The sequence below is a fragment of the Marinagarivorans algicola genome (assembly GCF_001292705.1).
In the GTDB taxonomy this organism is placed as follows: domain Bacteria; phylum Pseudomonadota; class Gammaproteobacteria; order Pseudomonadales; family Cellvibrionaceae; genus Marinagarivorans; species Marinagarivorans algicola.
The window spans coordinates 1-1066 of the sequence record NZ_LGAK01000111.1 but is presented as its reverse complement, the minus strand read 5'-3'; the positions used below and the strand labels follow the sequence as shown (position 1 = coordinate 1066).

General features: G+C 36.9%; 1 protein-coding gene. It reads right to left on the bottom strand.

The window, feature by feature from the left end:
* Positions 1-151: 151 nt before the first annotated feature.
* The gene (locus AC438_RS17040; protein ID WP_053982335.1) at positions 152-346 is read right to left on the bottom strand and encodes a hypothetical protein; all 195 of its coding nucleotides are present in this window, start codon (positions 344-346) and stop codon (positions 152-154) included.
* Between the last annotated feature and the right edge of the window lie 720 nt (positions 347-1066).

Sequence of the window (1066 nt, the reverse complement as noted above, 5' to 3'; positions counted from 1 at the left end):
CCCCTTTAAATAGTTATTTATTATGCATTTTTAGACCCACAAGGCAGCCAAAAATCAACGCTGCTGTATAAAATAATTATACATTCACTGTCAAGAGTCAAAAACTTAAAAATCGAGTATATGATTGGCCTTTATGCGAAGAGATAAAAATCTAACTCTTATTTTCAAGAGATTCATTAGAAAATTTTCGCAATAAATAACTTGTAAGGCTTGCTGTAATAAATGCAATAAATACCTTTTCAACGCCCGGATCACCATGAGGAATAAGAACAGATATTGTTTCCATTGTAAATAGAGCACCTAGGCTTGAGGACAGGATTACTGTAGTATTATTCAACTTTAACATTGGATTACCCTTTAATATTTAAAATAGCCCATAGTATAGATTACTACAGGCTAGATATCTCTACATTAATGCAAACTAATACAGAGACACTCACCCTAAAAAATACCGACTCAAAAACAACACAAGGACAGGCACTTTTAAAAATCTGCTTGTTGTTAAAAATTAAATCGAATTATTAATAGTTTTGAGTAATTTAAACGATTGCTGGTAGTTGCTGGTATTGGTGTTGGCTATTACAAACGCAGTACTTTGAGCGTGAGTGCCTATCGCGCTTGCACTCCCTGCGTTTGCGACATTAGTGAACCCTTCACGTCAGCCTTATTCGCCAAGCATAGGCAAAGGCCCAAGCGCGCTGCCTAATACCCCACCAGCATAAATTTTTCCCGCGTCACCCTCCATCACTCCTGCCCAACCTAATAAACCTAATAAACCTAATAAACCTAATAAACCTAATAAACCTAATAAACCTAAATGATTAGCTTAGCTTCTTTATAATTTTCATTGCATGAATACGTTATTAGCAATTACCCTAGCATTGCGATACGATAATCGATAAAACTTAGTGTCATTTTCTTTTTGGCATGCCTGCTTAAAAACAAGGTCACCGGTTGCTAAGCCTAACGATGAATCCGCTTAGGTGCCCCAAACATTATCACACGTAAGCTGCACCTTGAAGCCCTGATGTATTGTGTGAAAAGCATAGACAGAGTCACTTTGGCT

Excerpts from the sequence above, each read along its gene's own strand:
- AC438_RS17040 (WP_053982335.1), bottom strand. The coding sequence starts at position 346 with ATGTTAAAGTTGAATAATACTACAGTAATCCTGTCCTCAAGCCTAGGT.